At 62.3% G+C, this 8,318-nt stretch carries 7 protein-coding genes; all 7 read right to left on the reverse strand.

Features of this window, described 5'->3' with window-relative positions:
• Window positions 1–4 precede the first annotated feature (4 nt).
• The gene (gene mmsB, locus L598_RS09785) at window positions 5–898 is read right to left on the reverse strand and encodes a 3-hydroxyisobutyrate dehydrogenase (protein WP_144862033.1); all 894 of its coding nucleotides are present in this window, start codon (window positions 896–898) and stop codon (window positions 5–7) included.
• Between the two features lie 20 nt (window positions 899–918).
• Complete coding sequence (locus tag L598_RS09790) at window positions 919–1,977, reverse strand: enoyl-CoA hydratase/isomerase family protein (RefSeq protein ID WP_144862035.1); 1,059 nt, start codon at window positions 1,975–1,977, stop codon at window positions 919–921.
• A gap of 368 nt (window positions 1,978–2,345) precedes the next feature.
• Window positions 2,346–4,487, reverse strand: a complete 2,142-nt coding sequence (scpA, locus tag L598_RS09795) for a methylmalonyl-CoA mutase (protein ID WP_144862037.1) — start codon at window positions 4,485–4,487, stop codon at window positions 2,346–2,348.
• 1 nt (window position 4,488) lies between these two features.
• Window positions 4,489–5,886, reverse strand: coding sequence for an NAD(P)(+) transhydrogenase (Re/Si-specific) subunit beta (locus L598_RS09800; protein ID WP_144862039.1), 1,398 nt, complete (start codon window positions 5,884–5,886; stop codon window positions 4,489–4,491).
• Window positions 5,887–5,896: 10 nt separating this feature from the next.
• Window positions 5,897–6,316, reverse strand: a complete 420-nt coding sequence (locus L598_RS09805) for an NAD(P) transhydrogenase subunit alpha (RefSeq protein ID WP_144862041.1) — start codon at window positions 6,314–6,316, stop codon at window positions 5,897–5,899.
• Entirely contained in the window at window positions 6,316–7,653 is a 1,338-nt protein-coding gene (locus tag L598_RS09810; RefSeq protein ID WP_144862072.1) for a Re/Si-specific NAD(P)(+) transhydrogenase subunit alpha, read from the reverse strand. The genes L598_RS09805 and L598_RS09810 overlap by 1 nt, the downstream gene beginning before the upstream one ends.
• Before the next feature lie 26 nt (window positions 7,654–7,679).
• A partial coding sequence (locus L598_RS09815; RefSeq protein ID WP_144862074.1) for an electron transfer flavoprotein subunit alpha/FixB family protein occupies window positions 7,680–8,318 on the reverse strand: 639 nt, incomplete at its 5' end.

Genomic DNA, 8,318 nt, shown 5'->3' on the forward strand with positions numbered 1-8,318 from the left:
AGCCCTATCCTGCTTTCACATTGCCGCGGAAGAAGTTGATGATGGCGGAAAAGTCCTCGCCGCCATGCCCGAGTTGCTCGAAGAGGCCATAGAGCTGGGCCGCCTCCGCTCCAAGCGGTGTCGAGGCGCCGCTTGCTAGCGCCGCCTCTTGGGAAAGGCGCAGGTCCTTTAGCATCAGGGAGGCAGCAAAGCCGGGCTTATAACCGTTGTTAGCCGGCGACGAGGGCACCGGGCCTGGCACAGGGCAATAGGTTGTTATTGACCAGCACTGGCCGGAAGACGTCGAGGCGACGTCATACAGTGCCTGATGCGAAAGGCCCAGCTTCTCGGCAAGCACGAACGCTTCTGCGACACCCGCCATCGTTACACCGAGGATCATATTGTTACAGATCTTTGCCGCCTGGCCCGAACCGGCACCGCCGCAATGTACGATACGCTTGCCCATTTTCTGCAAGATCGGCACCCCTCGGGCGAAGGCCTCCTTCGATCCGCCTACCATAAAGGTGAGTGTGCCAGCGGCCGCACCCCCTGTGCCGCCAGAAACAGGCCCATCCAGAGTCAAGCATCCGTTCTCAGTAGCCAATGCATGCACCTTGCGTGCGGTCTCAACATCGATCGTCGAGCAGTCGATGAGCAGCGTGCCCGCGTGGAGGGTCGGCACAAGATCGGACCAGACGGAAAGTACGTGCTTGCCCGCCGGCAGCATGGTGATGACGGTACCAGTACCCACCACGACATCCTTGACCGACAAAGATAACTCGATTCCGTTAGCTGCGGCACTATTGCGGGCAGCCTCTGCGAGATCGAAGCCCTTCACTCGATAGCCCGCTTTCACCAGATTGGCCGCCATCGGCCCACCCATGTTCCCAAGCCCGATAAAGGCAATAGCGTCCGTCATTCAGTGTTTCTCCGCGTTCCTCATACAAAGAGCCGTTCCGCCCGCGATGCGAAGAAATGTGCGATCGCCTCCTCATCCACTGTAGCAAGATCGTGCGGCGACCATTTCGGATTGCGGTCCTTGTCGATGACCGCAGCGCGCACACCTTCATAGAAATCGTGTGATCGCAACACGGCTGCCGTGGCGGCGAATTCGCGTTCCAAACAACTTTCCAAATCGCGGCTCTCCCGACCTTGGCGCAGGAGCCGAAGCGTGACTTTGAGGCTGCTGGGCGACTTCGCCAGGAGCGTCTGCCTGGTCTTCGCGGCGAATTCGCCATCTTCCTCTTCCAAGGCAACCAGGATCTCCTCCACACGATCGAAGGCGAAGGCTCGGTCGATCATGTGACGATGGCGTGCCATGACTGCTTCTGTAGGTGTTTGGGCGAAGCGGGCGATCACCCGCCCAACGGCTTCGGCATTAGCATCAGCAGCAAGCGCCGATAGCGCATCGCGGACTGCGGATAACTGGCAACTGGGTACGAAGAAATCCGCAAGTTCCGCGACGATCGCATCTGCCACACCGATCTGCTCACCCGTTAGGCCGAGAAAAGTGCCCAGTTCCCCGGGGGCATGCGAAAGAAGCCAGGTCGCGCCAACATCGGGGAAGAAGCCGATGCCTGTTTCCGGCATGGCAAGCCGCGTCCGCTCCGTGGCTATGCGATGGCTGCCATGGGCCGAAAGCCCAACGCCACCACCCATCGTGATGCCGTCGACAATGGCTATGAAGGGTTTCGGGTAACGGGCGATGCGGGCATTCAGGCGGTATTCTTCCCGAAAAAAGTTCACCGCCGTGTTGCTGCCGCCGCGTCCGCTTTCATAAAGCATGCGAATATCGCCTCCCGCACAGAAGCCTCTTTCACCCTCCCCCGACATGAGGACCGCAGCCACGTGTGGATCCTCTTCCAAGGCATCGAGCGCATCGTTGATGCGGCGCACCATATCGAGCGTGAGGCTATTGAGAGCCTTCGGGCGATTGAGGCTGATATGGCCCACCGAACCCTCTCGAGCGACCAGAACTTCTTGCTCAATGGCGTTCATTGCAACTCACCTATTGAATATTGCGCTTGCTCTCTGACTAGATTCCGGATCATCTCAGCTCTCCGGCGGTGACGCGGAACTGTATGCCCGCCTTGACCACTCAGATATCCGTCATCCATCACAAGCGGGGTCAGCATTGCACGGGAGATTTTGCGGATGGGTGCCCGCAAGCCGGTAGTTTCGAGCAAATGAAGCACTTCACGAGGACGGCCAGAACCTTGCTTCCGACCTGCCAATTGTAACGTTGTCGAGCCGCCGCTTGATTGAAGATTCCTGCGGAAATGACATCTCGACAGGTGTGCCTTCGTTTCGACGAGTGGCCTATTATGACCATCAGCTTTCCTCCCTCCGGCTCAATGATTCCGGTTTCATTCGTTTCTGCGTTTTCCTTCCAGCAGATCGACGACTGCACGCGCGGCGTCAACGACATGCGTTCCGGGACCAAACACAGCGGCAACGCCACGATCCATCAGGAATTGGTAGTCCTGGCGCGGCACCACGCCGCCGCAGACGACGATGATTTCTTCGGCGCCCTTCGTCTTCAGAGACTCAACGAGTTGCGGCAGAAGCGTCTTGTGGCCGGCCGCAAGCGAGGACGCGCCTACGACATGGACCTCGGACGCCACGGCTATGTCGGCGGCCTCTTCCGGTGTCTGGAACAGCGGACCCGCGACCACATCAAAACCGAGATCGCCGAAGGCCGATGCGATCACTTTCGCGCCACGGTCATGGCCGTCCTGGCCGAGCTTTGCGATCATCAGCTTCGGCGGCCTGCCGAGCGAGACGGAGAGTTCCCCAATGCGGGTAGAGAGCGTTTGGTATTCCGGCTCATCCTGAAAGGCCGAGCCGTAGACCGTTGAGATCACCTCGGAGACAGCTGCGTGATCACCAAAGGTGCGTCGCAAGGTATCGGAAATCTCCCCCACAGTAGCGCGAGCGCGTGCGGCTTCTACAGCCGCCGCGAGAATATTGCCCTTGCCGCCGGCGGCGGCCTCGCCGAGTGCGGCAAGGGCGGCGTCAACGCGCTTGGGTTCGCGCTGACGCCTGATCCGGTCCAAGCGGCGGATCTGTGCCTTCCGAACCGCCGCATTGTCGATGTCCAGGACCTCGATGCGGTCCTCTGTCTCAAGGCGATATTTGTTGACGCCGATGATTACGTCGTCGCCGCGGTCAATGGCAACCTGTCGACGTGTCGCCGCCGTCTCGATCAGGCGCTTGGGCAGGCCTTCGACGACGGCTCTCGTCATGCCGCCCATGGTCTCAATTTCCTCAATGAGCGCCCAAGCCTTCTGCGCCAGTTCATTGGTAAGGCTCTCGACGTAATAGGAACCCGCCAGCGGATCGATGACCTTGGTCACGCCCGTCTCGTGCTGGAGTATGAGCTGCGTGTTGCGCGCGATGCGGGCGGAAAACTCGGTCGGCAGCGCGATCGCTTCGTCGAAGGAGTTGGTATGAAGCGACTGGGTGCCGCCGAGCACGGCGGCGAGCGCCTCATAAGCGGTACGCACGATGTTGTTGTAAGGATCCTGCTCCTGCAGTGACACCCCGGAGGTCTGGCAATGTGTGCGCAGCATGAGCGAGGAAGTCTTCTTGGGCTGGAACTCCTCCATGATGCGCGACCATAAAAGTCGTGCAGCGCGCAGCTTTGCCGCCTCCATGAAGAAATTCATCCCGATGGCGAAGAAGAACGAGAGCCTGCCGGCGAAATCGTCGACGTCGAGGCCCTTCTTTAGCGCGGCGCGGACGTACTCACGACCGTCAGCGAGCGTGAAGGCGAGTTCCTGCACAAGCGTCGCGCCGGCTTCCTGCATGTGGTAGCCGGAGATCGAGATCGAGTTGAACTTCGGCATCTCCTTCGCCGTGTATTCGATAATGTCGCCGACGATCCGCATCGAGGGTTCGGGCGGGTAGATGTAGGTGTTGCGGACCATGAACTCCTTGAGGATGTCGTTCTGGATGGTCCCGGAAAGCTCGGCGCGTGAGCAGCCCTGCTCCTCGCCGGCTACGATGAAGCAGGCGAGGATCGGGATCACCGCGCCATTCATCGTCATGGACACCGAAATGTCTCTGAGCGGAATACCATCAAACAGGATCTTCATGTCCTCGACGGAATCGATGGCGACCCCAGCCTTGCCGACGTCACCCGCGACGCGAGGATGATCGCTGTCATAGCCGCGATGGGTGGCAAGGTCGAAGGCGACCGACACGCCCTGCTGACCGGCGGCAAGCGCCTTGCGGTAGAAGGCATTTGACTCTTCCGCTGTCGAGAAGCCGGCATACTGGCGGATCGTCCAGGGCCGGCCGGCATACATGGTCGCGCGGGGGCCCCGAACAAAAGGTTTTAAGCCGGGCAGTGAATCCAGATGACCGATGCCCTCCAGGTCATCCGCGGTATAAAGCGGCTTGACGGCGATACCTTCCGACGTACGCCAGGTAAGCGTCTCCACAGAGTTCTTGACCTCGTGTTCGGCGAGTTTCTTCCATTCCGGAAATGGAGCTTGGCCAGTCATTTCAATGATCCATCGCCTTGACGATGTCCTCGGTCATCTTCTTGGCGTCGCCKAGCAGCATCATKGTGCCGTCCTTGTAGAACAGCGTGTTGTCGATGCCGGCATAGCCGGAGCCGAGCGAGCGCTTGACGAAGAGGCAGGTTCGCGCCTTGTCGACATCGAGGATCGGCATGCCGTAGATCGGAGACGACTTGTCGTCGCGCGCGGCCGGGTTGGTAACGTCGTTGGCGCCGATGACATAGGCGACGTCGGCCTGTGCGAATTCCGAGTTGATGTCCTCGAGTTCGAAGACCTCGTCGTAAGGCACCTGGGCTTCGGCCAGAAGCACGTTCATATGGCCCGGCATGCGGCCGGCGACCGGATGAATGGCGTATTTCACCTCCACGCCGTTGGCCTTCAGCTTGTCGGCCATTTCGCGCAGCGCATGCTGGGCCTGCGCCACCGCCATGCCGTAGCCCGGCACGATGATGACCTTCTGTGCGTTCATCATGAGATAGGCCGCGTCGTCGGCCGAGCCCTGCTTGACCGTCCGCTCGATGCCGTCGTCCGCCGCAGCGGCCGTCTCGCCGCCGAAGCCGCCTAGGATGACGGAGATGAAGGAGCGGTTCATGCCCTTGCACATGATGTAGGACAGGATCGCACCCGAGGAACCGACCAGCGCGCCGGTGATGATCAGCGCCAGGTTGCCGAGCGTGAAGCCGATGCCGGCGGCGGCCCAGCCGGAATAGGAGTTGAGCATCGACACGACGACCGGCATGTCCGCGCCGCCGATCGGGATGATGATGAGCACCCCCAGCACCAGGGACAAAAGGACAATCAGCCAGAAGACGGTGTGGCTCTGCGTCGCCACCAGCATGATCACTAGCACGACGAGCGCCACGGCGATCGCTGCATTGACGATGTGGCGCGCCGGCAGGAGGATCGGCTTGCCGGACATGCGGCCGTCGAGCTTCAGAAAGGCGATGATGGAGCCGGTGAAAGTGATGGCGCCGATGGCCACGCCGAGCGACATTTCAACGAGGGCCTGGGCGTGGATGGCGCCGATCGCGCCGATGCCGAAGCTCTCCGGTGCATAAAGTGCGGCCGCCGCAACCATGACCGCTGCAAGACCGACCAGCGAGTGGAACGCGGCAACGAGCTGCGGCATCTTCGTCATGGCGATGCCGCGGGCGATATAGGCGCCAGCGCCGCCGCCGATGGCCAATCCCAGTATGATCAGGCCGAGCCCGCCCAGCGAGGGCGTGGCGATGGCCAGCGTGGTGAGGATGGCGATCCCCATGCCGACCATGCCGTAGATGTTGCCCTGGCGGCTGGTCGTCGGATGCGACAAGCCCCGGAGAGCCATGATGAAGAGGACGCCCGAGACGAGGTAGAGGAAGGCTGCGAGATTATGAGACAAGGCCGCCCCCTCACTTCTCTTTTTTCTTGTACATCGCCAGCATGCGCTGCGTGACAAGGAAGCCGCCGAAGATGTTGACCGATGCCAGCACCAGCGCGATGAAGCCGAAGCCGGTGGCAAGTCCGCTTGCCGAGATGCCGACCGCCAGAAGCGCGCCGACCACGATCACCGAGGAGATGGCGTTGGTGACCGACATCAGCGGCGTGTGCAGCGCCGGGGTCACCGACCAGACCACGTAATAGCCGACGAAGATCGCCAGAACGAAGATCGCAAAGCGGAAGACGAAGGGGTCGATCGCGCCGCCGGAAGCGGCATGGGCGGCGTTGCCGACCACGTCAGCAGCACCTTCCATGTCCTGGAGCGCCAGCCGCACGGCTGCCGATGCCCGGTCGAGCTGATCAAGCGCCTGTTCGAGAGCAGTCTTTTCCATCAGGCTTTCCCCCCTCCTGGCTTGGCTGAGCCGGCCTTGCGCACCGGCGCCTTCCGCGTCCCGGCCGGTTTGGCGGTTGCCGCCGCAGATCTGGAACGGGTCTTCTTTGGCGCCACGTCGAGCCCGGGCTCGGTGCCCTTTGCCGCCTTGGCGATTTCGGGGTCGGCGGCAGGCGAAGCCGTTGCCGCCGCGTCACCGGCCGAAACACTCTGGAAATTGGGGTGCACCACCTTGCCGCCATGGGTCAGCATGGTGGCCTTGACGAGTTCGTCCTCCGGATCGATCGAAAGCTGCTTCGTCTCCTTGTCGATCAGCGTCTCGAGGAAGGCATAGAGATTCTTGGCGTAAAGCAGTGACGAGGAGGCGGCGACCCGGCCCGGCACGTTGAGATGACCGACGATCTTCACGTCATTGGCCGTCGTGACGACCTTGCCGGCAACCGCGCCTTCGACGTTGCCGCCGCGTTCCACCGCGAGATCGACGATGACCGACCCCGGCTTCATGGAGGCGACCATGGCCGCCGAAACCAGCTTCGGCGCCGGCCGGCCGGGAATGAGCGCGGTGGTGATGACGATGTCCTGCTTGGCGATATGATCGGCGACGAGCGCGGCCTGCTTGGCCTGATACTCCTTCGACATCTCCTTGGCATATCCGCCGGCAGTTTCGGCGGCCTTGAACTCCTCGTCCTCGACGGCGATGAACTTCGCCCCGAGGGAGGCGACCTGCTCCTTGGCGGCCGGACGGACGTCGGTCGCGGTGACAACGGCGCCCAGGCGGCGCGCCGTCGCGATTGCCTGCAGGCCGGCAACCCCCGCCCCCATGACGAAGACCTTGGCGGCCGGAACGGTGCCGGCCGCGGTCATCATCATCGGTAGCGCGCGGTCATATTCGGCGGCGGCGTCGATGACGGCGCGATAGCCGGCGAGATTGGCCTGGCTGGACAGGACGTCCATGACCTGCGCCCGCGTGATGCGCGGCATGAATTCCATGGCGAAACTGGTGAGGCCCACCTTCGCCATCCGGTTCAGGGAGGCATTTGCCTGATAAGGGTCCATGGTCGCAATGACCACGGCGCCGCTTTTATAGCCGGCGATCTCGGCATCGGTGGGCCGGCGCACTTTCAAAACCACGTCGGCCCTGGCGGCATCCGCCGCCTTGCCGATTTTCGCGCCTGCACCCTGGAAATCGCTATCGGTGATCCTGGAGGCGCGCCCGGCGCCCGTTTCGACCACCACGTCGAAGCCAAGCGCCGCAAGCCGTTTCACCGTTTCCGGCGACGCCGCTACACGCGTCTCCCCGGCCTCCCCTTCCTTCGGCACGAAAACTGTCTGTCCCACCGCGCCAATTTGCCCGGGATCAAAATTCATAGGGCTTTCTCAAATTCCGGCAAGACGGTGAAGAGATCGCCGACGAGACCGTAGTCGGCGACCTGGAAGATGGGCGCCTCCTCGTCCTTGTTGATGGCGACGATGACCTTGGAGTCCTTCATGCCGGCCAGATGCTGGATGGCGCCGGAGATGCCGCAGGCGATGTAGAGGTCGGGCGCCACCACCTTTCCGGTCTGGCCGACCTGCCAGTCGTTCGGCGCATAGCCGGCATCGACGGCGGCGCGGCTTGCGCCGACCGCAGCACCCAGCTTGTCGGCCACCGGCAGGATGACCTCCTGGAACTTCTCCGCCGAGCCGAGCGCCCGGCCGCCCGAGATGATGATCTTTGCCGAGGTCAGTTCCGGCCGGTCGCTCTCGGCGATTCTGTTCTCGACAAAGGTGGAAAGGCCCGGATCGGCGGCCGCATTGACCGTCTCGACCGAAGCCGAACCGCCCTCTTCCGCGGCCTGGAAGGTCGAGGTGCGCACGGTGACGACGCGCTTGGGGTCGCTCGATTCCACCGTCTGAATGGCGTTGCCGGCATAGATCGGCCGCTTGAAGGTCTTGCCGTCGACCACCTCGATGACATCCGACACCTGCATGACGTCGAGCAGGGCAGCGACGCGCGGCATGAC

This window comes from Mesorhizobium sp. J18 (genome assembly GCF_007829525.1).
Lineage (GTDB): Bacteria > Pseudomonadota > Alphaproteobacteria > Rhizobiales > Rhizobiaceae > VLJP01.

What these genes read in the sequence shown, in the direction of transcription:
- mmsB (WP_144862033.1), bottom strand. Translation starts at nt 898, where the DNA reads ATGACGGACGCTATTGCCTTTATCGGGCTTGGGAACATGGGTGGGCCG.
- L598_RS09790 (WP_144862035.1), bottom strand. Translation starts at nt 1,977, where the DNA reads ATGAACGCCATTGAGCAAGAAGTTCTGGTCGCTCGAGAGGGTTCGGTG.
- scpA (WP_144862037.1), bottom strand. Translation starts at nt 4,487, where the DNA reads ATGACTGGCCAAGCTCCATTTCCGGAATGGAAGAAACTCGCCGAACAC.
- L598_RS09805 (WP_144862041.1), bottom strand. Translation starts at nt 6,316, where the DNA reads ATGGAAAAGACTGCTCTCGAACAGGCGCTTGATCAGCTCGACCGGGCA.